This is a genomic window from Methylophaga sp. UBA2496, from assembly GCF_002341635.1.
Classification (GTDB): Bacteria; Pseudomonadota; Gammaproteobacteria; order Nitrosococcales; family Methylophagaceae; genus Methylophaga.
Window position 1 is genome coordinate 173,162 of record NZ_DDOK01000003.1, and the last position, 22,961, is coordinate 196,122.

Consider the following 22,961-nt stretch of genomic DNA (forward strand, 5'->3'; position numbering starts at 1 on the left):
GGTTAGCACAATCTGTGGATAAACACGTATAATCTGGCACTTTAATTTCACTTTTAAACAGTGACTGGTTAACTGTCCTTAATTGCGGTAAGCAAGGAGTAAACGATGGATATCTACGCATCGGATGATGAAAAAGGCGAAGCGATAAAAAATTGGTGGCGTGAAAATGGCCGCTCAGTAGTTACCGGTGTGGTATTAGGTGGTGCAGTTATTTTTGGTGGTCGTTACTGGATCAATTTTCAACATGCCAAGACCGAGCAAGCTGCAGCAATGTACCAGCAAGTACAGATGAATATCAGTGATGATGATTTAACTGCAGCAGAAGATCTTACTCAGGAACTGATGCAATCGCATTCTTCAACTCCTTATGCAGCCTTTGCCACACTGGAACTTGCTGCTGAGCAGGCTCGCAAGGATCAGCCCGCAGCCGCACTGGAATACTTGAAATGGACAGCTGACAAGGCAAAACTGACGGGGCAAAAAGATTTAGCCAGACTTCGTATGGTTCGCGTATTGGTCGATCAAGGTGAATATGAGCAAGCCTTGCAGTTGGCTCAGCAAAGTTCGTCAGAAGGGTTTATTTCACTGTTCGCCGAACTGGAAGGAGATATTTATCTTGCTCAGGAGAGTAAAGCTGAAGCATTTGAAGCTTACCGAAATGCACTTTCCAGCATGGATGAAGATGATCCGCGTAAAACGCTATTAGAAATGAAGCGTGATGATGTGGCTGTTATCAATGAAAGCTAATTTAATAAAATATCTATTTGTCGGAATAGTACTCACCACATTGTCAGGATGTGGAACAGTTAAAGAATTTTTTGCTGCAGACAGCTATGAAGCTCCGCCGACCGAACTTACTGAGTTTGAAGTTGAGTTTGAACCTAAGACCTTATGGTCTACTGGTACCGGTGATGGTGCTGAAACAGCTTATGCAAATCTTGCCCCATGGTTGCAAGGTGATTTCATTTATACAGTGGATCATAAAGGAGATGTGCGCAGCCATAATATTGAAAATGGCCGACGTGAATGGCGTAGCAAATTAAATATTCCTGTCGCTACCGGGGTTGGTGGAGGAGAAGGTCTTATCATCGTAGGTGCCCAGTCCGGGGATGTGGTGGCATTGGATGAAACCACAGGCAAAGAACTCTGGCGTCAACGTCTCAGCAGTGAAGTACTGGCACCGGCAAAAGTCGGTGGCGACAATGTTGTTGTGAGAACGGCTGATGGTCGGTTAACGGCTATTTCAGCCAGCAGCGGTAATGTTCTGTGGAACTACCAGCGGGCTGTACCGTTATTAAGTTTACGAGGCGTCAGCTCTCCAGTGATTGAAGGGCAAAGTGTTATTGCTGGTTATGATAATGGTAAGTTGATAGCACTGTCGTTGAATGATGGCAAAGTTATCTGGGAAAGAAGTGTCGCAATACCGAGTGGGCGAACCGAGTTAGAACGGTTAGTTGATATTGATGCGGATCCCGTTATCCATAACGGCATTGTGTATGTGGTTGCATTTCAGGGCAATCTTGCAGCGATGGACGTCGATACTGGACGACCTCTGTGGGACAGGGAAATGTCTTCAACAACAGGTATTTCCGTGGCACCATCCGATGCTGTTTATGTCAGCGATGATCAAAGTTATTTATGGGCAATTGCTGATGGTACCGGTGATTCATTATGGCGGCAGACATTATTGTTAAGACGGACGATTTCTGCGCCGGTCATTGCGGGTGATTATGTTGTTGTAGGCGACTTTGAGGGGTATCTGCATTGGGTCGCTCGTTCTGATGGTCGTTTTGTTGCACGGCAACGACTGGATAAAAATGCTATTCGCAGCCAACCAATCGTTCGCGATGGTGTGCTTTATGTAATGACTACAGGCGGCAAGTTAACCGCCATTCGGATCCCTTAACTGTGAAACCTGTTATTGCGCTTGTTGGGCGGCCGAATGTTGGCAAATCCACCTTATTTAATCGACTCACCAAAACCCGTAATGCTTTGGTTGCAGATTATGCCGGTTTGACCCGGGATCGTATTTACGGCAATGCCCGACATGACGAAGCTGAATTTATCCTGATCGACACCGGCGGTTTGACCGTTAAAGGTGACGATATGTCAGAACTGATGCGTAAACAGGCTGAACTGGCGATTGTTGAAGCCGATCTGATCTTATTTGTAGTGGATGGCAAGGCAGGTGTGGTACCGGGAGATGAGTTGATTGCTAAACAGCTACGCAATGTCGGCAAACCGGTTTTATTAGTGATTAATAAAACAGAAAGTGAACAACGCGAATTAGCGGCTGCAGATTTTTATCGACTTGGACTGGGAGAGCCGGAAGTGATTTCTGCCACCCAGGGTCGAGGTATTAGTAATTTAATGAATACCTTGATGCGCGATTTACCCGCCATTCGTATTGTTCAGTCTGAAGAAGATGAAAAAGAGGAAGATACATCGGGTGATATTCGTCTCGCCGTTGTTGGTAGACCAAACGTAGGAAAATCAACGCTGGTCAATCGTCTGCTCGGTGAAGACCGGGTTGTGGCTTTTGATGAACCTGGTACTACCCGGGATAGTATTTATATTCCATTCGAAAAAGACGGTACTAACTATATTTTAATCGATACAGCCGGTGTCAGACGCCGTTCCAAGGTTTCCGAAGCACTGGAAAAGTTCAGCATTGTAAAAACCCTGCAAGCCATCGAGGCGGCTAATGTGGTTATGTTAGTGTTAGATGCGCACCAGGGTGTTGTGGATCAGGATCTGCATCTGGCTGGTCTGATTATCGAAAGTGGCCGCGCTGTGGTTATTGCAGTCAATAAATGGGATGGTCTGGAGAAGCAGGAACGTGAGTGGGTTGCGACCAATATTGAGCGTCGCTTGCCTTTTTTGAATTTTGCCAAAACTCACTTTATCTCAGCCTTGCATGGGAGTGGTGTGGGGTTATTACTTAAATCCGTCAAAAAAGCTTATGGTTCTGCCTTAGCCAAGATCCCGACCCCACAACTGACGCGGGTATTGGAAGAAGCTGTTGCCGATCATCAGCCGCCATTGGTTAATGGACGCCGTATTAAATACCGTTATGCGCATTTGGGTGGTAAAAATCCTCCCCGCATAATCATCCATGGCAATCAGACCGAAGCGACGCCAAACAGTTATCGCCGATATCTGGAAAATTACTTCCGTACTGCACTTAAATTGCAGGGTACGCCGGTGATGATTGAATTTAAAACCAGCGAAAATCCGTTTCAAGAGCGCAAAAAAAAGCAACCTGAAACGCCACAGGAAAAGCGCAAACGTGTAATAGCGAGTCGAGCTAAAAAAAGAGAGAGTTAAAAAAACTTTCGGGGCTGTTGATCTTTCATATCCACCACTGCTGGCGACTATTTTTGTGTCCGACAAGGCGGAAAGCACGCCGTGTAGCCTTCCTACATAAGTGATTGACAAATGAGTCAGGAACTCATTTGAACAGCTTAGCTGGCCGCGTAGCGGTGAAATACAGGGATGTATTTCATACAACGCAGGCGGGCGCAAAAATAGTCCCAGCCCTTCGGGTTGTGACTGAAAAAGCGCCACTCTGCGTAGCCTACATGGATGTAGGTCAGGGGCGTGAGCAGGACGCGGAAGCTTTGCTCGTCACTTATTTAGAATAACTAAAAGGCGCTCCTCGTGCCTTGATTGACGCTTTTTCAGCTCACAACAGAGGCGGAGATGAAAGATAAACAAGCCCTAGAGCAAACCATCATCTTCATTCATTAAATTTTCCAGTGAATTAAGATGATGGCGAATCTTTTGGCGCTGAACCAGTTTGTCGCGCGCCGCTTCGGGTAACTCAGTAAATAAAATTACCCCTTTATCTATAAGTGTATTCACTAAGTCTTCAATAACCCGAACCATCGCCATATCAGAAGCAGTGAGGATGGTTTGTATATCTTCGTGACGGTTGGATTGACCAAGAAATTCAAGTAATTCTGGTGCCTGCGGCGAGATATATTGGCTGTTATCGCTCTGTGGAGAATTAAATACTCCAATTATTTGACCATTCTCATCGCGATCGACATATACCATCTTATTGTTCCCGCTGTTACTTGATTATGCTACCTTGTGCAAGGTTAAGCGGTCACAGGTTTACAGTAAAGAAAAAAACTGTGGAACTCCTCACATTTTGAGTTGGATGGCATCGTCATATTACATGGAACAGAAAGCAACTAAAGAACAGGTACAAAATCGGCAATGGAATGCAGGTGCGGCTTATTTGACACACGATGATCCGTTATTAGCTTGCCTGACTGTTCTCACTAAACTTTTACGAAAGCCCCACAGTCCAGATTCCTTGGTTGCAGGGCTTCCCCTTGTGGATAACCGTCTTACGCCAGACCTGTTTTCCAGAGCCGCTGAACGGGCGGGGTTATCTTCTAAAGTCATTAAACGTCCGTTAAGTAAAATTTCTCCTCTGGTTCTGCCGGCAGTGCTGTTACTTAATGATGGCAATGCCTGTATTTTGCTTAAGCTAAAAGATAAGCAGGCGACGGTAATTTATCCGGAAAACGGCGATAGTGAAGCGATTGTAGAGTTAAGTGAACTACAACCGTATTACTCGGGTTATGCTATTTTCATTCGATCAGTACAGCATTTTGATAATCGAAGTGAAAATTCGGCTATACCGCGTGCCAGGCATTGGTTCTGGGGGACACTGACCCGTTACTGGCCAATCTATAGTGAAGTGTTTGTGGCGTCGATATTGGTCAATTTGTTTGCCATTGCTTCACCATTATTTGTCATGAATGTCTACGATCGTGTGGTGCCAAACCATGCTCTGGCGACTTTGTGGGTGCTGGCAATTGGTGTGGCCATTGTTTTTGTCTTCGACTTGTTACTCCGCACTTTACGTGGCTATTTTATTGATGTTGCGGGCAAAAAAGCCGATGTCATTTTATCCGCTACTATCTTCGAAAAAGTGCTGGGCATCAAAATGTCTGCCAGACCCAATTCGGTGGGTAATTTTGCTAACAGCATGCAGGAATTTGAGTCATTTCGGGACTTTTTTACGTCGGCAACCCTGGCGACATTGATCGATTTACCATTTACCTTTTTGTTTATTGCCGTTATCTGGATGATTGCCGGAGATTTGGCCTATATCCCTCTAGCGGTAATTCCATTAACCATACTGATCAGTTTGATCATTCAGATACCTCTTGGTCGGGCAATAAAACAGCTATTTCGTCATTCAGGGCAAAAAAGTGCCACACTGATTGAAACATTAACCGGGCTTGAAACGATAAAAAGTCTGGGAGCGGAAACGCCACTACAACGCAAATGGGAGCAAACTGCGGGTTCCATATCCAAATACAGCCAACGGGCAAAATTACTATCGTCTGCGGCTGTTAATTTAACCAGTTTTGTCCAGCAAATGACGACGATTGCCGTGGTGGTTTATGGGGTTTATAAAATCAGCGAAAATGAAATCAGTATGGGGGCCTTGATTGCCAGCACTATATTGGCCGGCAGAGCCCTGGCACCCATGGGGCAGCTCGCAGGTATTTTGACGCGATTTCATCATTCAAAAGCCGCTTTGGCTTCATTGAATAACATGATGAGCCTGCCGGTTGAACGGCCAAATGGCCGAGAGTTTTTACACCGTGATAAGTTTAAGGGTGGTATTGAATTTAAACAGGTGAGTTTCCGCTATCCCGAACAAGCTATAGAAGCGTTAAGTGATGTTTCCTTCAAACTCGTCTCAGGTGAAAAAGTAGCGATAATTGGACGAATTGGTTCAGGTAAAAGCTCAATAGAAAAATTAATTCTGGGCTTATATGAACCTGCTGAAGGCGCTGTTTTGCTGGATGAAACAGATCTTCGCCAGATAGATCCTGTCGATTTGCGTCGGTCTGTGGGCTATGTTCCTCAGGATGTGATGCTGTTTCACGGAAGTGTACGCGACAATATTGCTCTGGGTGCTCCTTTTGCTGATGATGCCGCTATTCTACGGGCGGCGGATATTGCCGGTGTGACGGAGTTTATCAACCGGCATCCATCAGGATTTGATATGCCGGTCGGTGAACGTGGTGAAGGATTATCAGGAGGACAGCGACAGAGCATTGCTGTGGCGCGTGCTTTATTGCTGGACCCACCGGTATTAGTGTTGGATGAGCCAACCAATGCGATGGATAACAGTAGTGAAGAGCGTTTCAAAACCAAACTCAGTGAAGTTATCAAAGATAAAACCCTGATTCTGGTAACGCATCGTGCGTCTTTATTAAGTCTGGTTGACCGGGTTTTGGTAATGGATCAAGGCAAGCTAGTAGCAGATGGACCTCGGGAACAAATTTTGGCTGCATTAAAGAGCGGTCATATCCGGGTTTCGAAAGGGTAAATTGATGGCCTGGTTTAAAAAAAATAATGACGATGTCAGTTTTATGTCTGAAATCAGTGCGGCCACGATGGCTTCAACTCACTGGGGAGGACATATTTTATTATTATTGATTGCTGCGTTTATCGGTATTGCCTTGTGGTGGGCCAGTGTCGCAGCCCTTGATGAAGTCACTCGGGGACAGGGCAAAGTCGTACCCTCCAGCAAGGTTCAGGTGATACAGAATCTTGAAGGCGGAATACTCGCTGAAGTACTGGTCAGTGAAGGGCAAATGGTAGAGAAAGGTGATGTCCTGTTAAAAATAGACGATACGCGGTTTTCATCTTCTTTCCGTGAATCACAGTTAACCTATTGGGAGTTGGTCGCAAGAACAGCAAGATTGGATGCGGAAAGTGAAGGAAAAGCCTTGGAACTTCCTGAGGAATTAACGATTGCTCAGCCAGCGCTGGCTGCAGAAGAGCGTGCATTGTATCAATCCCGCCAACTCCAATTACAAAGTACGATTGATGTCTTAAAAAGACAGGCTGAGCAGCGCAGACAGGAGCTGGTAGAAAAGCAGGCGAGGCAACAGCAGCTCAGTCGCAGTTTTGAGCTAAGCAATCAGGAATTGCAAATGTCGGAGCCACTGGTTGCTGCAGGCGTTATGTCAGAAGTGGAATTGCTCAGGCTCAGACGAACGGTTAATGATCTCAAGGGTGAAATGGAGTCTAACCGGTTAGCTATCCCACGAATTCGTTCTTCAATGGATGAAGTACAGCAGAAAATCAATGAAGCAAATACCCGGTTTAAATCTGAAGCCGCCAGAGAACTCAGTGAAGTACGCGCTGAAATGGCGCGCACAGAAGAATCAGTATCGGCTCTGGCGGATCGGGTTACTCGTACACATGTTCGTTCACCGATGAAAGGCACTATCAAGCGGTTGATGATTAATACGATTGGCGGAGTTATTCAACCGGGCATGGATCTGGTGGAAATTGTGCCTTTAGAAGATAATCTGCTGATAGAAGCTCAGATACGTCCAGCAGACATTGCCTTTTTAAGACCGGGACAGGAGGCGATAATAAAGTTTACGGCTTATGATTTTTCAATTTATGGTGGTTTACAGGCAAAACTTGAACGGATTAGTGCAGATACCATTACCAATGATGAAGATGAAAGTTTTTATCTTATCTATTTACGCACGGAACAAAATTTTATAAAAAGTGGTATGGGTGAGTTGGGGATAATTCCAGGAATGACTGTTACTGTTGACATACTTACTGGGGAAAAAACCGTGCTTGATTACCTATTAAAGCCCATACTGAAGGCAAAAAACGAAGCATTGAGAGAGCGTTGAGACTAAGGTTGAACCATGACAGTAATTACAGAGACTGAAAGAAGTCTTTATCTGGCTACAGCAGATACGGAAGTGGCGCGGGTTATAACCGATGCGTTGCCCGCTATCTACGATGTCAGCCTATACCAGGATATCAAAGGTTTACTCAATGCATTAAAAAATCAAACAGCTGAGTTGGTACTCTGCCATCAGTTCCTTTTGGACGATAATCCATCGCAGGTTATTAGTGAACTCAAAAAATTATGTCCGGATAGCCGTATCTTGGTGATTGGTCCACCTCGTCCGATTCCCGTACAAATCGCAGCGCTGAAGCAGGGAGCGCGTGGTTACTTCAATCAAAATCTACCGATGAGTAAACTGCAGGAAGCTTTGCTATTGATTTCAAATGGTGAAGTCTGGGTCGAACGCCATGTTATTTCAGGGTTGATTGATGAAATAAGTCATATTCCAGAAGTGAGTGAACAGCAGCGCCGGGCAGCAAAAACGCTATCCCCCAAGGAATTGGAAGTAGCAAAAATGGTTAGTCACGGTGCGACTAATAAAATGATCGCCCGTAATATGAATATCACAGAAAGAACAGTCAAAGCACATCTGACGACTATTTTCCAGAAAATGAATTTACCGGATCGTCTTTCATTGGCGATTGTATTTCGCGATCTCCGCTAAGCCTGCATTGTGTAGTTGAGGGGTTTTGTCTACAATCGGCAGGAAATGGAAGATTGGGTGATGCTTTGAGGGTGTTCTCAGCGGTAAATTACCCTTAAAAAGTATACCGATTACTGCTTTGAATTAGGAAGATATTATGAACAAAGCGCTTTTTTTAATCCCATCATTGTTGTGCTTTAGTTCAGTGCAAGCTGAAACTTTACAGGAAGCAATTCATACTACTTTAAAAACCAACCCCGATGTTTTGGCTGCCATAAGTGAACGTCAGGCTGTTTCCAAAGAAATAGATCAGGCTAGAGCAGGTTATTTTCCGACTATTGATTTAGGTATTGGTACTGGTTGGGAATCAACAGATAACCCTGCTACACGTAGCCGCGGAGATGGTGAGGTTCATTTAAATCGGGATGAAGCCAGTCTGAATTTACGGCAAATGCTTTATGATGGCAGCCTCACAAAAAACGAAGTTGAGCGCCAAAAAGCCAGAACTGATTCGCGAGCTCATTCAGTATACAGTGTCGCTGAGAATACTGCTTTAGAGGCTACCGAAGCCTATCTTAATGTATTACGCCGTCAAAAGCTGGTGGAACTAGCACAAACCAATCTTGAGTCTCACCAACGTACCCATGACCAGATTACGCTGCGTAGCGAGCGTGGTGTGGGACGCAGAGCAGATATGGATCAGAGTTTAGGTCGATTGGCTTTGGCGGAGACTAATCTGATGGCCGAGCAAAGCAATTTGCGGGATGCCGAAACAAATTATTTGCGGGTCATCGGTGCAGCCCCCAGCTCATTATCACAACCTCCATCGCCTGAACCATCTATGCCATTGACGGTGGATGAAGCGGTTAATATAGCAATTCAAAACCATCCAACCCTGCGCTCTGCTCAAGCGGATGTTGCTTCAGCAAATGCACAACACGATGTCACTCGAGCCGCGTTTTTACCGCGCGTTGATTTCGAATTAGGTACGCGTTCTGATCATGACATTGATGGGGTTCGGGGAACAGATAAAGATGTTACTGCCATGTTTCGGTTACGTTATAACCTGCTCAATGGCGGTAGAGATAAAGCAAGACGGGAAGAAACGGCATTTCTGATTAACCAGGCAGCTGAAATTCGCAATAATACGCATCGACAGGTAGAGCAGAGCGTTCGTTTATCATGGAATGCACTGGAAACTGTTCGCAGACAAATGTCTTACTTCCAGCAGTATGCAGAGTCAGCAGAAAAAACCCGTGATGCTTACCAGCAACAGTTTAATATTGGTCAGCGCACATTACTGGATCTGCTGGATTCTGAAAATGAATTGTTCAGAGCCCGAACTTCACTGACAAACGCACAGTACGATGAACTTTTCACCATGTACCGGGTACTTAACAGTGCCGGTTTGTTGTTGGAAAGTCTGGAGGTCATCGCCCCTGCTGCGGCTACAACAGTTGCTGATAACCGTAATTAATCATTGTATAACTGAATATCGATAAGCCATGCCTGCTGGGTATGGCTTTTTTTTAGAACCTGTACGTTGATAGCTGCAACTTTTTCTGCAATCAAACTATCATGCTATTATGTCGTGCTTAAATTGTAGGGTTATTTTAGAAATTCATGAGTAAGCAATCATCTTTTTCCTTCGAGGAACTTTTGCAGTGCGGCCACGGAGAAATGTTTGGCCCGGGCAATGCCCAACTGCCCGTCCCTAATATGCTGATGATGGATCGCATCAGTCATATTTCCAATGATGGTGGTGCCTATGGAAAAGGTGAAATCATTGCTGAACTGGATATCCATCCGGATTTATGGTTTTTCAAGTGCCATTTTCCAGGTGATCCAGTCATGCCAGGTTGCCTGGGCTTGGATGCCATGTGGCAATTACTTGGCTTTTTTCTGGCATGGGATGGAAATCCCGGTAGAGGAAGAGCGTTGGGCTCTGGTGAAGTGAAATTTACCGGACAAGTTTTGCCTACCGCAAAAAAAGTGACTTACCGTATTGATTTGAAACGAGTAATTTCACGAAAGCTGGTACTTGCTATTGCTGATGGCACAGTATCGGTGGATGGTCGCGATATCTACTTCGCCAAAGATTTACGAGTTGGTCTGTTTACTTCAACTGACAACTTTTAGGACATGACAATGAGACGTGTAGTTGTTACTGGTATGGGGATTACCTCTTGTCTGGGGGTCGATCTCGCCACCGTCACTGAATCACTTCGAGCCGGCCGTTCTGGTATCCGCTTTAAACAACAGTACGCTGATATGGGATTTCGAAGCCATGTGGCGGGTTTTTTTGATATAGATTTCAAAGAGTTTATTGATCGCAAAGTTCTGCGATTTATGGGAGATGCGGCGGCATACGCCTATATCGCCATGAAGAACGCGATTCAGGATGCTGGTTTAACTGAAAGTGATGTGTCGAATCCTAAAACAGGGCTGGTGATGGGATCCGGCGGTGCATCGTCATCCAATCAGGTTGAAGCCGCGGATATCTTGCGTGAAAAAGGTTTGAAACGCGTAGGGCCCTATCGTGTTACCCAGGTCATGGGAAGTACGACGTCTGCCTGCCTGGCAACCCCGTTTAAAATTAAGGGCATTAACTATTCAATGTCTTCCGCATGTGCAACCAGCGCCCATTGTATCGGAAATGCAATGGAACAAATCCAGTTGGGGAAACAGGATATTGTTTTTGCTGGCGGCGCTGAAGAAGAACATTGGACCATGAGTTCGTTGTTTGATGCGATGGGTGCATTATCAACCAAATACAATGAGACACCAGAAAAAGCGTCACGTGCCTATGATGCTGATCGAGATGGCTTTGTTATTGCCGGCGGTGGCGGTGTATTAGTCCTGGAAGAATATGAACATGCCAAATCACGTGGTGCAAAAATTTATGCTGAATTGACCGGTTATGCCGCCACATCAGATGGTTATGACATGGTGGCACCCTCTGGAGAAGGTGCGCAACGTTGCATGCAAATGGCGATGTCAACCATGCGTAACAGCCAAGTTGACTACATTAATGCACATGGCACCAGCACACCAGTTGGTGATTTGGCCGAATTAGGCGCTATCAAGCAGGTTTTTGCCGAAACCCAAATCCCACTGGTAGGTTCAACCAAATCGTTATCAGGACATTCTTTAGGAGCCGCTGGTGTACAGGAAGCTATCTACAGTTTACTGATGCTGGAAAATGATTTTGTTGCTGCTTCAGCCAATATTGATAATCTGGACGAGCAGGCGAAGGGCATGCCCATTGTGCTCGAGCGCAAAGATAATTCAGGCATTCAAGCTGTAATGTCGAATAGCTTTGGCTTTGGTGGTACCAATGCCTGTCTGGTGTTCGAAAAAATTTGATGCTAAATAAATAGCACCCTTGGCGTACTGCCAAGGGTGTTTTTTAATTTAAATCTGCATCCGTTACTGGCCCGCGTTTTCCGGCAAGTGATTCCTGCATTAAACTCACTAATTTCTGTTTTTTATCTTCATCATCCAAATGTTTGGAGCTGAAGGTGATGCCAAATCGATCTGCATATTGTTTGACCAGAATCATTAATATCGCCTCGTCCATTTTCGCTTTCTCCAAAATTATTAACGCAGCATTATAACGTGTTAACGTAAGTCATTATGAGATTACACTTTCAATCTATTGGTCATGGTGAACCGTTGGTCATTCTGCATGGTTTATTCGGTTCGGCAGATAACTGGCGCAGCATAGCCAAAGCGCTATCATCCGAGCGACAGGTGATTAGTGTGGATCTGCGTAATCATGGCCGATCATTCCATCACTCTCAGCAAACGTTTGATTTAATGGCCGAGGATTTGCTGAATCTACTGGATCACTTGGGTTTATCAGTAATCGATCTGCTGGGGCATTCGCTTGGTGGTAAAACGGCGATGCAATTTTCGCAAAATTTTACAGATCGATTACGTAAATTGATTATCGTAGATATTGCTCCACGTCAGTATGCTGATGAGCACAGTCAGATTTTCAAAGCTCTGTTAGCACAGGATCTATCAAAATTTTCCACCCGCTCCCAAGTTAGTGACGCATTGGCTGAAGCTTTGCCAGATCCGCAAGTCCGGCAGTTCCTGTTATTGAATTTACAAAAGGGCGACAATGGCTTGAGCTGGCGTATCAATTTACAGGGACTGTTTTGTAACTACCCCGGATTGTTGCAAAGCGTGAGCCCTGAAAATTCAATAGAGTTACCTGCTTTATTTCTCAGTGGCAGTAAGTCTGATTATGTAACCGACGATGATTGGCTGCAGATTAAATCTTTATATCCACAGGCAGAATATGTAGTCATCGATGGCGCTGGGCATTGGGTTCATGCTGAAAAACCCGATGCATTTATACAACAGGTAAACAGGTTTCTTGCAGATGATTAATGAAGAACTATTGAAGCAACTGATTGAATTTCGTCGTGAACGGGACTGGGAGCAGTTTCATAACCCCAAAGATATTGCGATTTCATTGTCAATCGAAGCCGCCGAACTGCTGGAATGGTTTCAATGGCGGAATAAGACTGAAATTCAACAAATGCTCAGCAGTGATAAACGCGAGGCGCTGGAAGATGAAATTGCCGATGTTGCAGTGTATTTAAGTTATCTATGTCATGATTTGAATATTAATCTTGAGCAAGCCATACAACGGAAAATGCTTAAAAACGCGAATAAGTACCCGGTGGATAAAGTCAAAGGCCGGGCTGACAAATACAATGAATATTCATAAACCTGCTGCAAAGTGCTAGCATTTGCGCTTTGATTTTATGCCCGCAGAGGTTGTTCTTCCATGAAAGCCATCGTTTTGCTGATTCAATGTGCCGATCAAAAAGGTTTACTGGCCGGCATCACCGGTTTTTTCGCAGAGCGTGGTTACAATATTCTGCATTGTCAGCAATACACTGATACCGATCACGGCCGTTACTTCATGCGCATTAAGGTGGAAGATGAAGGCCAGATACCTCGTGAAACCCTGCAAAAACAATTTGGTTTATTGGCAGAAACCATGCATTTGACCTGGTCAGTGCATTACACCGATATGCCTTATCGTGTTGCTTTGCTGGTGACCCGGGCTTCCCATTGTCCTTATGATCTGTTGTTGCGAGAGCTGGAAGGTGAATTGAAATGTGACATACCGGTTATCATCGGTAATCATCCTGATCTGGAACAGATGGCGCGTCAGTTCAATAAGCCGTTTTATCATCTCCCCATCACCAAAGAGACCAAGCAACAGCAGGAATCCCGGATCAAAGCGTTGTTAGCCGAATACAAGATTGAGTTGGTCGTCATGGCGCGTTACATGCAAATTTTGTCAGAACCGTTTGTCAAAGAGTTTGCCGGCAAGGTAATTAATATTCATCATGGCTTTTTACCAGCTTTTCAGGGAGCCAAGCCATATCATCAGGCCTATGAGCGTGGGGTCAAACTGATTGGTGCCACAGCACATTACGCAACGGCGGAACTTGATGAAGGACCTATCATCGAACAGGATGTTGAACGGGTACGCCACGATAACAGCCCTGAAGATTTAGTGATGATTGGAAAAGATATTGAACGTTTGGTGCTGGCGCGAGCCGTTAAAGCTCATATTGAACATCGTATTATTGTCAGCGGGCGTCGTACTATTGTTTTTGCAGAAGGCGCTTGATAACTCAAACCTGGATTACATAAACAGATTAAGAGAGAGAACATGACAAAAGCATCGACTTCTATTGGCAGCTTTCATCCACCGCAGCGCACATTAATGGGGCCGGGCCCTTCAGATGTAAATCCACGCATTCTCGAAGCCATGTCACGACCCACTATTGGTCATCTGGATCCGGCATTTATCGGCATGATGGATGAAATGAAAACCTTGCTGCAATATGCTTTTCAAACCGAAAACGCATTAACAATGCCGGTTTCTGCCCCAGGTTCTGCTGGTATGGAAACCTGTTTTGTGAATCTGCTTGAACCGGGCGATACCGCGATCATCTGTCAAAACGGCGTATTTGGCGGGCGAATGAAAGAAAACGTTGAACGTTGTGGCGCGACTGCCATTATGGTGGAAGACGAGTGGGGTAAGCCAGTAGATATCAATAAACTGGAAGCGGTTTTAAAAGCACACCCGGAAGCTAAATTAGTCGCCTTTGTGCATGCCGAAACGTCTACCGGTGCCCAATCCGATGCCAAAGCTATCGCCCAACTGGCACAACAGTATGATTGCCTGACAATTATGGATACTGTCACCTCGCTGGGCGGGACGCCGATTCTGATGGACGAATGGGGCATTGATGCCATTTATTCCGGTAGTCAGAAGTGTTTATCCTGCACACCCGGATTATCACCCGTCAGTTTCAGTGAAAAGGCCGCTGGTGTTGTGCGCAATCGCAAGACCAAAGTGCAGTCGTGGTTTTTGGATTTGAATCTGGTGATGGGGTATTGGGGGGAGGGGGCTAAACGTGCCTATCACCATACCGCACCAATTAATGCCTTATATGCTTTGCATGAAGCCTTGGTGTTATTAAGAGAAGAAGGATTGGAAAATGCCTGGAATCGACACCGCCTGCATCACAATGCGTTAAAGGCCGGCATTGAAGCGATGGGTCTGAAATTTGTCGTTGATGAAGCTCACCGTTTGCCTCAATTAAATTCGGTCACGATTCCGCAAGGTATTGATGATGCTGCTGTCCGTAGCCGTCTGTTAAAAGATTACAGTCTGGAAATCGGTGCCGGTTTAGGCGTAATGGCCGGGAAAATATGGCGTATTGGTCTGATGGGGTATGCGGCCAATCAGAAAAATGTGCTGTTATGTCTGGGTGCTCTGGATGCGGTGTTGACGGATATGGGCGCAAATATTAATTCAGGCGTTGCGGTATCCGCGGCTAACAAGATTTATCACAACTAAGTTTATTAATTTGTATTAACCACAGAGACACAGAGGACACAAAGATTTTTTAATTAATATATCCGCAGATTACACAGATTACGCAGATTAAATTTTTTATGAATAGCTTCAATGAAGCTAAAGTATAAAACAATGTAGGTTGGGTTAGCGCAGCGTAACCCGACACACCCGAGTTAATACACTTGATAAAATATCTGCGTAATCTGCGGATTATTTTTAGAATTTAGAAAGCCCTAAAATTACTCGGGTTTGTTTACAGTTACATCGTTTAAAAAATCTCTGTGCCCTCTGTGTCTCTGTGGTTCAAAAAACTCTAAGGTAAAAAATGAATTCTTCCCCAATCATCATGATCACCGGTGCCACTGCAGGATTCGGTGAAGCCTGTGCCAGGTTGTTTGCCAAAGCAGGATGGCGTTTGATTATTACCGGACGTCGTCTGGAGCGTTTGCAAAGTCTGCAGGCGGAGTTAGGCGGAGAAACGCAAACCTGTATCAGTTGTTTTGATATCAGTGACCGACAGGCTACAGAACAGGCTTTTTTTGAACTACCAAAGGAGTTTCAGCAGATTGATGTTCTGGTTAATAACGCCGGTCTGGCATTGGGACTGGAGCCTGCCTATGTCGCTGATCCGGAAGATTGGGAACGCATGGTGGATACCAATATAAAAGGGTTGATGCGTTGTACCAGGCTGGTTCTGCCGGGCATGAAAACAAGAAACAGCGGGTATGTTATCAATATTGGTTCTGTTGCCGGAAACTGGCCATATCCGGGCGGCAATGTCTATTGCGCCAGCAAAGCCTTCGTCAGACAGTTTTCACTGGCTTTGCGAGCGGATTTACTGGGTACACAAATCCGTGTCACTAATATCGAGCCGGGCAATGCAGAAACAGAATTTTCCCTGGTACGATTTAAAGATAATGAGCAACGCGCTGACAAGGTTTATGAAAAAACCGTTGCACTTACCGCTCAGGATATTGCCGATACTATCTGGTGGTTGGTGAATACGCCGGCACATATGAATGTGACCACTATGGAAATCATGCCCACGCAACAGGCAACCGGTCCGTTAGCTATTTATCGCAGTTAACAATCTGCTCAGCCAAAGAACCAGCTTCTGGGGTTGGGAATAGCTTTTTGTGCCTTTAATGTTTTCCAGCCTTTCACACTGCGGCTGATATTCCATACTATCCATACCACCATTACGGCCAGCCCATATAAATTTCCTGTCCACAGCAGTCCCCAGGAAGTCACCAGCCAAAGTAATGTGATAAAAAAACCATTTAATTGAAACTGATAATGTGATTGCAGCCATTCGGCTGCTGCCGGTTTTTTTTCATAGGCAACATAAGCACCAATAAGCAAAATCGGGTAAATCAGTGAGCCTACCAGATTGAATATATAAATCAGTTTAATGCTACTGATATCGTCGCCGGTTTCAATTAACGCCATTAGTTGTTTTCCATACAAAACGCCAATTTAGCAGAATCCCTGAATTTGCTCCATAAAAAAGGCCCGGCAACGCCGGGCCTCTGGGTGGAAAAACACTATTAACCTTAGCCGCCAAAGTCGAAGCGGATTCCGGTATAAATGGTTCTGCCAAGGATTGGGGATTCATCCTTAAAGAAGCTGGTATGTCTGCGACCATCTTCATTAAGCAAGTTACGACCCTGAATAAAGATTTCAGCACCTTTCAGACTGGCCGGTGACCAGTTGGCATCAAACGAGACCAGGTTATAGCCACTGGTATTGTTTTCAGTGACAGCGGTTTTGGTTTGTTTAAAGACTCGGCGATAGTCGAGACTGAAATCCCAATCCGCATAGGAAGTATCAAAACCGATGCCAACCCGTGTCGGGCTCATACGAGGTATATCTTCACCACCACTGAGTTTGCCGCGCACATGATCAGCTGATAATCGCATGCTTAGCGGAATCGGACCATCAACCAGATCGGTAATGGCACCAAATTCCACACCATAGAATTTGGCATTTCGCTGTTCATTGACAACCAGTGTATCGCCTTCAATCTCAATAGCCTGACCGGTACCATCATCCTGCGACGCTAAATAGATAAAATCATCTACATAATTGTAGAAGGTGGTCAGATCGTAACGGAAGGCGCCGATATGCCGATCAAAGCCGACTTCAAAGTTGGTGTAGGTTTCCTTACCAAGGTTAGGGTCACCGATTTCCACCGTACCTGCTGCAGCATGCCGGCCAAATGCATACAGTTGTTCCGCAGAAGGCGCGCGTTGTGAACGGGTCACCGACATTCTTAAATGATGTGCTGGATCGACATCAATAATGGTTCCGGCCGATAAACTGAACGGTGTGAAGCTGCGGCTGCTCAGGCTGGCAGCTTGCTCCAGCTCGTCACCACTGGGTAAGTCAATATCGCGTGCTTCATCCAGATTATCTGAGCTGGAACGGACGTGATCAACTCGGGCGGCAATTTCAAAGCGACCAAAATGTGTGGGACGTTCTTCCAGAATAAACAAACCGACGGTGCGGGTGTCATTGCCACGGATATAAAAGCCACCGCCATGTTCATCGTCACCATCACCGTGACTATGACCTTCACCCTCGGCTTCAAAGTCGCGATCATTAAATTGCAGACCGATAACACCCTCCCAATCACCAATCGGGTTATGCACCATTTCCAGACGCATTTCAGTTTCGTTGTTGTTGAAGCGGGTTTCAACTTCGCTTTCAACGAATGTCCCATCATCAAATTCTGAACCAATTTCCTGTTGACGATAGCTGGTATAGGCCATTTTCAGACGAGCAGTCTGAAAGCCTGGCAACGGATCATTGAATTCACTGCGAAAATCAAAACGATCATTTTTCGCACGAATCCTTTCCTGCTCTTCTTCGCCTTCACCCAAAAACACTTCTGGAATGCCGTATTGCGTTTCCCAGGTGCTGTAGCCTAAACCGGCAAAGCCCCAATCACCTTTGAATAAACCGGTGATGGAAAATACATCATTTTCCACTTCGCTATTCTGCAATTTGTCTTTACGACCAACTCGTTGGCCTTTTTCCTGATAGCCATCAATATCAAAATCACTGCTGCGACGCACCCCATAATCGGTACGTAAAACAAAACTGTCACCCATCGGCAGTTCCAAACCAAGACGACCCTGGCGGTCATGGCCATTCAAACCATATGACATTTGACCATCAACCCTTGGTGAATCGCCAAACTCCGGGTTAAAGCGATTACTGCGAACATTGATAACACCACCGGCAGCACCACTGCCATAAAGCAGGGTCGCCGGACCACGAAATACTTCAATTTGATCGGCGCGTCCGGTATCCAGTCCGATTGCGTGATCAGCACCTTCACCTGATATATCAGAGGTACTTAAGCCATCTTCCAGAACCTGTACCCGGGAACCCTGTAAACCACGAACTACAGGGCGACCAACGCCTTGTCCAAAGTCGGCATTATGTACACCTGGCAGGCCATCCAGCGTTTCGCCCAGTGTGCTGGCACGTTTTTGATTGAGTTCATCACCCGCAATAACAGTAACCGGTTGGATTAATTCATCAGAAGTACGGTTGCCTAATGGGTCGGACGTGACCACCAGACGGGGAATATCAACAGCATCTTCAGCAGCAAACGCTACAGAAGCCATAGGGGACAGTGCCGCAGCAAGCAACACCACAAGTGGTTTTTTATTCATCACGAATAATCCTCATAGCAGATATCAGCAGCCATTCTCCAAACAGGAAAAGGCGTTAAAAAAAATCAAATGCTATGAAAAAACGGGGGGCGCACGAATCGCGAATGAGAGATAGCTGTTTTCAAAATGAGCAGGAGCTGTAACAGCCGTATCAAGCTGAAAATGTTGTTGCCAGATGCCGACTATGAGCTGCGGGTAGGAATCTGTTGATGGAGTATGACTGACAACATTTAACTGGTCACATAAGGCAATATGATCATGAAAAGCATGCTCGGCATCATGCCAGACAGCCATGGACTGCATCAGCAATAATACCGCTGCAAAAAGCCATAACAGATGTTGGGTGTGCCGAAGTTGCATGTTGGTTAGTTCACCAGCAGTTCAGTCAGTAATTGTTGATAAATGACTGACAAAGTATCCAGATCGGCAATGGTGACATGTTCATCAATCTGGTGAATAGTGGCGTTTAACGGGCCTAATTCGATTACCTGGGCCCCGGTTGGAGCAATAAACCGCCCATCGGAAGTGCCGCCTGAAGTAGACAAAGTCGTTGTATAGCCCGTTACCTGCTGAACAGCAATTTGCACGGCTTCAAGTAATTTACCACCGGCTGTACGAAAAGGTTTACCTGACAATACCCAGTCTAACTGATATGAAACACCATGCTTGTCCAAAATGGCTTCGACCTGTTGTTGAAGTTCCCCATGGGTGACTTCAGTAGAGTAACGGAAGTTGAAAACCATTTCCGCCGTACCCGGAATAATATTGGTTGCGCCTGTACCACTGTTTAAATTGGATACCTGAAAGCTGGTGGGTGGGAAATCTTCGTTACCCTGATCCCATTGCACTGCACAGAGTTCAGCCAAAGCAGGGGCAAGATTATGTACCGGATTATCCGCCAGATGCGGATAGGCAATATGGCCCTGTTTGCCTTTGACCGTCAGATAGCCATTTAACGAACCACGGCGGCCATTTTTGACTACATCGGCCACTTTGTCGGTACTGGTCGGTTCACCGACTACACACCAGTCAATATGATCCTGACGAGCCTGCAATGTCTCAATGACTTTAACGGTACCATCAGTAGCAGGACCTTCTTCATCACTGGTCAGCAAAAAAGCAATGCTTCCCGCATGTTGAGGATGTTTTGCCACAAAACGTTCACAGGCCGTCACCATGGCGGCAATACTGCCTTTCATATCAGCTGCGCCACGACCATATAAAATACCATTGTCGATTCTGGCGGCAAACGGTTCATGGGTCCACTTATCGACTGGACCGGTAGGCACGACATCCGTATGCCCGGCAAATACAAATAACGGTCCATTATGGCCCCGGCGGCACCACAGGTTATCGACTTCACCAAATCGCAGGTATTCGGCATCAAAGCCACTATCAGCCAACCGCTCGGCCAGCATGATCTGACAGCCTTTATCGGCTGGCGTAACACTGTCACGCTGAATCAAATCAATCGTAAGCTGGACAGTTTCAGAGAGATTATTTTGCATAGCGGGCCTGAAAATCAGATTCATTGAAACCTATTGATACGCCGGATGCATCTTCAATGACGGGGCGCTTGATAAGTGTGGGATGAGCGAGCATTAATTCGATGGCGCCTTGTTGATCAAGCTGTTCTTTTCGTGGGTCGTCCAGCTGACGCCAAGTGGTACCACGTTTGTTGATAAGTTCTTTCCAACTAATTTTCTCTAGCCATTGTTTGATGGTGGTCTCATTAAGGCCATCTTTGCGAAAATCATGGAATTGGTAAGACACCTGATGTTCATCCAGCCAGCGGCGGGCTTTTTTGACTGTGTCACAATTTTTGATGCCAAACAGTTTCATCAATATGCCGTTCTATTCATGAGTTAGTGAAGTCGGAAATAAGCGAAAATGATACAGTATATCAACTGTCATTGCATGAGTGATTGCACTGAGAATATCAGTGAAAAAGACGATAACGAAGATTTAATCGTCGTTATCGTCTTTTACTTTTTATTTAGATATCACGCAGTAATTCGTTGATACCGACTTTACCTCGGGTTTTTTCATCAACTTGTTTTACAATCACGGCGCAATACAGGCTGTAACTGCCATCCTTAGAAGGCAGGTTACCTGAAACCACAACTGAGCCAGCAGGAATGCGACCGTAACTGATTTCCCCCGTCATGCGGTTAAAGATTTTGGTGCTTTGTCCAATATAAACGCCCATCGAAATGACGGAGCCTTCTTCCACAATAACGCCTTCAACGACTTCAGAGCGGGCACCGATAAAACAGTTATCTTCAATGATAGTCGGGCCGGCCTGTAATGGTTCAAGCACACCACCAATACCTACTCCGCCTGATAAATGCACGTTTTTACCAATTTGTGCACAACTACCAACAGTTGCCCAGGTATCCACCATGGTGCCGGAATCAACATAGGCACCGATATTAACGTAAGAGGGCATCAATACAACGCCTGGTGCAATGTAGGAACCACGACGTGCCGCAGCAGGCGGCACCACACGGACACCAGCAGTATTGAAATCAGCTTCGGTGAAGTTGGCAAATTTTGGTTCAACCTTATCAAAGTATTGTGTTTCACCACCCGACATTGGACGGTTATCATTTAAACGAAACGATAACAGAACCGCTTTTTTCAGCCATTGATTGACGACCCAATCGCCATTTTGTTTTTCAGCGACACGGGCTTTACCACTGTCGAGCATTCCCAGAACTTCGTTGACGGCATTACGCACTTCCGCATCGGCATTGGCTGGGGTGATTTCTGCACGGCGCTCAAATGCCGTTTCGATAATCTGTTGGATATCGCTCATCGGTTTCTCCAGGTTATTTTAAGATAGGGTTTCAATATAATCACGGATTCGCATTGCGGCTTCGACGCACTCATCTTGTGGTGCAACCAATGCCATACGGATTCGATTTACGCCGGGATTACCCTGTTTGGTATCTCTGGCCAGAAAACGCCCCGGTAACACGGTGACGTTATATTGATCAAACAAGCCACGGGCAAAATCGGTATCGGCAATTGGTGTTTCTGCCCACAGATAAAAACTTGCTTCAGGCTGAGTCACATTCATTACCGGTGACAGAATATCGAGCACGGCAGTGAATTTTTCTCTGTACAAATGACGATTATGTACAACATGAGCTTCATCTGACCAGGCGGCAATAGAGGCTGACTGGGTTGAAGGAGGCATGGCACAACCATGATAGGTGCGGTAGCGCAGGAAAGATTTCATTATTGTGGCATCACCCGCAACAAATCCGCTGCGCAGCCCAGGTGCGTTGGAGCGCTTGGAAAGACTGTGAAATACCACACAACGGCTTAAATCTGTATAACCTGCGGCAACAGCTGCCTGCAGCAGACCAACTGGTGGCAAAGCTTCATCAAAATAGATTTCGGAATAACATTCATCGGCGGCAATCACAAAATCATATTCATGTGCCAGTTGAATCAGTTTGGTCAGGGTTTCAGCATCCACAATCGCACCCGTTGGGTTGCCCGGACTGCAAAGATATAACAACTGGCAACGAGACCACACACTGGCCGGGACAGCATCAAAATCCGGTACAAAACCGTTTTCTTCCGTGCAGTTAAGCAGGTAAGGCTCGGCACCGGCCAGAAATGCAGCACCTTCGTATATCTGATAAAACGGATTTGGCATCACAATCAGTGGATCATGACGTCGGTCAATAATCGCCTGGGCGAATGCAAACAATGCTTCACGCGTACCATTCACCGGCAGAATCTGTGATAACGGGTCAATGTGACCGGCCAGTTGAAACCGTTGATCCAGCCAGTTGGCGATGGTATGCCGTAACTCGATACTACCAATAGTCGTTGGATAGACAGACAACCCATGCAAATGACTGATTACTGCTTCGGTAATAAAGCCGGGAGTAGGGTGTTTGGGTTCGCCAATCGATAATGAGATATGTGCCAGGTTATTCGGTGGCTGGCAACCCTGCTGGAGCTCGGCTAGTTTCTCAAAAGGATAAGGATGTAATAGGGCCAGATCTGGATTCATTA

The 22,961-nt window shown here is 45.8% G+C and carries 23 protein-coding genes; 14 read left to right on the forward strand and 9 right to left on the reverse strand.

What is annotated here, in order from left to right:
* Positions 1 to 105 precede the first annotated feature (105 nt).
* From B2W60_RS01615 to der, 3 genes are read left to right on the forward strand one after another with little or no spacing between them, the layout of a single operon-like run.
* Positions 106 to 747 carry a YfgM family protein gene (locus tag B2W60_RS01615; RefSeq protein ID WP_292361519.1) on the forward strand — a complete coding sequence of 214 codons (642 nt, stop codon included), beginning with the start codon at positions 106 to 108 and terminating at the stop codon, positions 745 to 747.
* The gene (gene bamB, locus B2W60_RS01620; RefSeq protein WP_292361520.1) at positions 737 to 1,906 is read left to right on the forward strand and encodes an outer membrane protein assembly factor BamB; all 1,170 of its coding nucleotides are present in this window, start codon (positions 737 to 739) and stop codon (positions 1,904 to 1,906) included. Before B2W60_RS01615 ends, bamB begins: the two co-directional genes overlap by 11 nt.
* 2 nt (positions 1,907 to 1,908) lie before the next feature.
* On the forward strand, positions 1,909 to 3,327 hold the full coding sequence (gene der / locus B2W60_RS01625) for a ribosome biogenesis GTPase Der (protein WP_292361521.1): 1,419 nt from the start codon (positions 1,909 to 1,911) through the stop codon (positions 3,325 to 3,327).
* Positions 3,328 to 3,720: 393 nt separating this feature from the next.
* Here der and B2W60_RS01630 read toward each other — a convergent pair whose 3' ends face one another.
* On the reverse strand, positions 3,721 to 4,059 hold the full coding sequence (locus tag B2W60_RS01630; RefSeq protein ID WP_292361522.1) for a hypothetical protein: 339 nt from the start codon (positions 4,057 to 4,059) through the stop codon (positions 3,721 to 3,723).
* Between the two features lie 124 nt (positions 4,060 to 4,183).
* Here B2W60_RS01630 and B2W60_RS01635 point away from each other — a divergent pair, with 124 nt between their 5' ends.
* The 6 genes from B2W60_RS01635 (at position 4,184) to fabB (ending at position 11,708) form a co-directional block, all read left to right on the forward strand.
* The gene (locus B2W60_RS01635) at positions 4,184 to 6,364 is read left to right on the forward strand and encodes a type I secretion system permease/ATPase (RefSeq protein ID WP_292361523.1); all 2,181 of its coding nucleotides are present in this window, start codon (positions 4,184 to 4,186) and stop codon (positions 6,362 to 6,364) included.
* Between the two features lie 4 nt (positions 6,365 to 6,368).
* Positions 6,369 to 7,697, forward strand: a complete 1,329-nt coding sequence (locus B2W60_RS01640) for an HlyD family type I secretion periplasmic adaptor subunit (RefSeq protein WP_292361524.1) — start codon at positions 6,369 to 6,371, stop codon at positions 7,695 to 7,697.
* Between the two features lie 15 nt (positions 7,698 to 7,712).
* On the forward strand, positions 7,713 to 8,363 hold the full coding sequence (locus tag B2W60_RS01645) for a response regulator transcription factor (RefSeq protein ID WP_292361525.1): 651 nt from the start codon (positions 7,713 to 7,715) through the stop codon (positions 8,361 to 8,363).
* Between the two features lie 136 nt (positions 8,364 to 8,499).
* Positions 8,500 to 9,819, forward strand: a complete 1,320-nt coding sequence (locus B2W60_RS01650) for a TolC family outer membrane protein (protein WP_292361526.1) — start codon at positions 8,500 to 8,502, stop codon at positions 9,817 to 9,819.
* A 146-nt stretch (positions 9,820 to 9,965) separates the two neighbouring features.
* Positions 9,966 to 10,481, forward strand: coding sequence for a 3-hydroxyacyl-[acyl-carrier-protein] dehydratase FabA (gene fabA, locus B2W60_RS01655; RefSeq protein ID WP_292361527.1), 516 nt, complete (start codon positions 9,966 to 9,968; stop codon positions 10,479 to 10,481).
* A 9-nt stretch (positions 10,482 to 10,490) separates the two neighbouring features.
* Positions 10,491 to 11,708 (forward strand): beta-ketoacyl-ACP synthase I, encoded by a 1,218-nt coding sequence (gene fabB, locus B2W60_RS01660; RefSeq protein ID WP_292361528.1) that lies wholly within the window; start codon positions 10,491 to 10,493, stop codon positions 11,706 to 11,708.
* A 43-nt stretch (positions 11,709 to 11,751) separates the two neighbouring features.
* On the opposite strand, the gene B2W60_RS01665 is transcribed toward fabB, so the two are convergent.
* Positions 11,752 to 11,922, reverse strand: a complete 171-nt coding sequence (locus B2W60_RS01665) for a hypothetical protein (protein ID WP_292361529.1) — start codon at positions 11,920 to 11,922, stop codon at positions 11,752 to 11,754.
* Between the two features lie 56 nt (positions 11,923 to 11,978).
* Between B2W60_RS01665 and B2W60_RS01670 the strand changes: the two genes are divergently transcribed.
* From B2W60_RS01670 to B2W60_RS01690, 5 genes are all read left to right on the forward strand, one after another.
* Positions 11,979 to 12,743, forward strand: coding sequence for an alpha/beta fold hydrolase (locus B2W60_RS01670; protein ID WP_292361530.1), 765 nt, complete (start codon positions 11,979 to 11,981; stop codon positions 12,741 to 12,743).
* A complete protein-coding gene (locus B2W60_RS01675) occupies positions 12,736 to 13,086 on the forward strand; it encodes a nucleotide pyrophosphohydrolase (protein WP_292361531.1) in 351 nt (116 codons plus the stop codon). Before B2W60_RS01670 ends, B2W60_RS01675 begins: the two co-directional genes overlap by 8 nt.
* A gap of 60 nt (positions 13,087 to 13,146) precedes the next feature.
* The gene (gene purU / locus B2W60_RS01680; RefSeq protein WP_292361532.1) at positions 13,147 to 14,004 is read left to right on the forward strand and encodes a formyltetrahydrofolate deformylase; all 858 of its coding nucleotides are present in this window, start codon (positions 13,147 to 13,149) and stop codon (positions 14,002 to 14,004) included.
* 42 nt (positions 14,005 to 14,046) lie between these two features.
* Positions 14,047 to 15,243: a pyridoxal-phosphate-dependent aminotransferase family protein gene (locus B2W60_RS01685; RefSeq protein WP_292361533.1), complete on the forward strand. Its 1,197-nt coding sequence runs from the start codon at positions 14,047 to 14,049 to the stop codon at positions 15,241 to 15,243.
* 325 nt (positions 15,244 to 15,568) lie between these two features.
* Positions 15,569 to 16,330, forward strand: a complete 762-nt coding sequence (locus B2W60_RS01690; protein ID WP_292361534.1) for an SDR family oxidoreductase — start codon at positions 15,569 to 15,571, stop codon at positions 16,328 to 16,330.
* Between the two features lie 8 nt (positions 16,331 to 16,338).
* Here the strand turns inward: B2W60_RS01690 and B2W60_RS01695 are convergent, their stop codons facing one another.
* The 7 genes from B2W60_RS01695 to dapC all read right to left on the reverse strand — a co-directional run bounded on the left by B2W60_RS01695 (position 16,339) and on the right by dapC (position 22,959).
* On the reverse strand, positions 16,339 to 16,692 hold the full coding sequence (locus B2W60_RS01695) for a hypothetical protein (RefSeq protein ID WP_292361535.1): 354 nt from the start codon (positions 16,690 to 16,692) through the stop codon (positions 16,339 to 16,341).
* A gap of 104 nt (positions 16,693 to 16,796) precedes the next feature.
* Positions 16,797 to 18,926, reverse strand: coding sequence for a TonB-dependent receptor (locus B2W60_RS01700; RefSeq protein ID WP_292361536.1), 2,130 nt, complete (start codon positions 18,924 to 18,926; stop codon positions 16,797 to 16,799).
* 72 nt (positions 18,927 to 18,998) lie between these two features.
* Positions 18,999 to 19,286 carry a hypothetical protein gene (locus B2W60_RS01705; protein ID WP_292361537.1) on the reverse strand — a complete coding sequence of 96 codons (288 nt, stop codon included), beginning with the start codon at positions 19,284 to 19,286 and terminating at the stop codon, positions 18,999 to 19,001.
* A gap of 5 nt (positions 19,287 to 19,291) precedes the next feature.
* Positions 19,292 to 20,434 (reverse strand): succinyl-diaminopimelate desuccinylase, encoded by a 1,143-nt coding sequence (gene dapE, locus B2W60_RS01710; protein ID WP_292361538.1) that lies wholly within the window; start codon positions 20,432 to 20,434, stop codon positions 19,292 to 19,294.
* On the reverse strand, positions 20,424 to 20,768 hold the full coding sequence (locus B2W60_RS01715) for an ArsC family reductase (protein WP_292361539.1): 345 nt from the start codon (positions 20,766 to 20,768) through the stop codon (positions 20,424 to 20,426). Before B2W60_RS01715 ends, dapE begins: the two co-directional genes overlap by 11 nt.
* A gap of 154 nt (positions 20,769 to 20,922) precedes the next feature.
* Positions 20,923 to 21,744, reverse strand: a complete 822-nt coding sequence (gene dapD, locus B2W60_RS01720; RefSeq protein WP_292361540.1) for a 2,3,4,5-tetrahydropyridine-2,6-dicarboxylate N-succinyltransferase — start codon at positions 21,742 to 21,744, stop codon at positions 20,923 to 20,925.
* An 18-nt stretch (positions 21,745 to 21,762) separates the two neighbouring features.
* The gene (gene dapC / locus B2W60_RS01725; RefSeq protein ID WP_292361541.1) at positions 21,763 to 22,959 is read right to left on the reverse strand and encodes a succinyldiaminopimelate transaminase; all 1,197 of its coding nucleotides are present in this window, start codon (positions 22,957 to 22,959) and stop codon (positions 21,763 to 21,765) included.
* Between the last annotated feature and the right edge of the window lie 2 nt (positions 22,960 to 22,961).

What these genes read in the sequence shown, in the direction of transcription:
- B2W60_RS01615 (WP_292361519.1), top strand. Translation starts at nt 106, where the DNA reads ATGGATATCTACGCATCGGATGATGAAAAAGGCGAAGCGATAAAAAAT.
- dapE (WP_292361538.1), bottom strand. Translation starts at nt 20,434, where the DNA reads ATGCAAAATAATCTCTCTGAAACTGTCCAGCTTACGATTGATTTGATT.
- B2W60_RS01715 (WP_292361539.1), bottom strand. Translation starts at nt 20,768, where the DNA reads ATGAAACTGTTTGGCATCAAAAATTGTGACACAGTCAAAAAAGCCCGC.
- B2W60_RS01705 (WP_292361537.1), bottom strand. Translation starts at nt 19,286, where the DNA reads ATGCAACTTCGGCACACCCAACATCTGTTATGGCTTTTTGCAGCGGTA.
- B2W60_RS01670 (WP_292361530.1), top strand. Translation starts at nt 11,979, where the DNA reads ATGAGATTACACTTTCAATCTATTGGTCATGGTGAACCGTTGGTCATT.
- bamB (WP_292361520.1), top strand. Translation starts at nt 737, where the DNA reads ATGAAAGCTAATTTAATAAAATATCTATTTGTCGGAATAGTACTCACC.
- B2W60_RS01650 (WP_292361526.1), top strand. Translation starts at nt 8,500, where the DNA reads ATGAACAAAGCGCTTTTTTTAATCCCATCATTGTTGTGCTTTAGTTCA.
- B2W60_RS01665 (WP_292361529.1), bottom strand. Translation starts at nt 11,922, where the DNA reads ATGGACGAGGCGATATTAATGATTCTGGTCAAACAATATGCAGATCGA.
- B2W60_RS01690 (WP_292361534.1), top strand. Translation starts at nt 15,569, where the DNA reads ATGAATTCTTCCCCAATCATCATGATCACCGGTGCCACTGCAGGATTC.
- fabA (WP_292361527.1), top strand. Translation starts at nt 9,966, where the DNA reads ATGAGTAAGCAATCATCTTTTTCCTTCGAGGAACTTTTGCAGTGCGGC.
- B2W60_RS01640 (WP_292361524.1), top strand. Translation starts at nt 6,369, where the DNA reads ATGGCCTGGTTTAAAAAAAATAATGACGATGTCAGTTTTATGTCTGAA.
- B2W60_RS01675 (WP_292361531.1), top strand. Translation starts at nt 12,736, where the DNA reads ATGATTAATGAAGAACTATTGAAGCAACTGATTGAATTTCGTCGTGAA.
- purU (WP_292361532.1), top strand. Translation starts at nt 13,147, where the DNA reads ATGAAAGCCATCGTTTTGCTGATTCAATGTGCCGATCAAAAAGGTTTA.
- B2W60_RS01645 (WP_292361525.1), top strand. Translation starts at nt 7,713, where the DNA reads ATGACAGTAATTACAGAGACTGAAAGAAGTCTTTATCTGGCTACAGCA.
- B2W60_RS01685 (WP_292361533.1), top strand. Translation starts at nt 14,047, where the DNA reads ATGACAAAAGCATCGACTTCTATTGGCAGCTTTCATCCACCGCAGCGC.
- B2W60_RS01695 (WP_292361535.1), bottom strand. Translation starts at nt 16,692, where the DNA reads ATGGCGTTAATTGAAACCGGCGACGATATCAGTAGCATTAAACTGATT.
- dapC (WP_292361541.1), bottom strand. Translation starts at nt 22,959, where the DNA reads ATGAATCCAGATCTGGCCCTATTACATCCTTATCCTTTTGAGAAACTA.
- B2W60_RS01635 (WP_292361523.1), top strand. Translation starts at nt 4,184, where the DNA reads ATGGAACAGAAAGCAACTAAAGAACAGGTACAAAATCGGCAATGGAAT.
- B2W60_RS01630 (WP_292361522.1), bottom strand. Translation starts at nt 4,059, where the DNA reads ATGGTATATGTCGATCGCGATGAGAATGGTCAAATAATTGGAGTATTT.
- fabB (WP_292361528.1), top strand. Translation starts at nt 10,491, where the DNA reads ATGAGACGTGTAGTTGTTACTGGTATGGGGATTACCTCTTGTCTGGGG.
- dapD (WP_292361540.1), bottom strand. Translation starts at nt 21,744, where the DNA reads ATGAGCGATATCCAACAGATTATCGAAACGGCATTTGAGCGCCGTGCA.
- B2W60_RS01700 (WP_292361536.1), bottom strand. Translation starts at nt 18,926, where the DNA reads ATGAATAAAAAACCACTTGTGGTGTTGCTTGCTGCGGCACTGTCCCCT.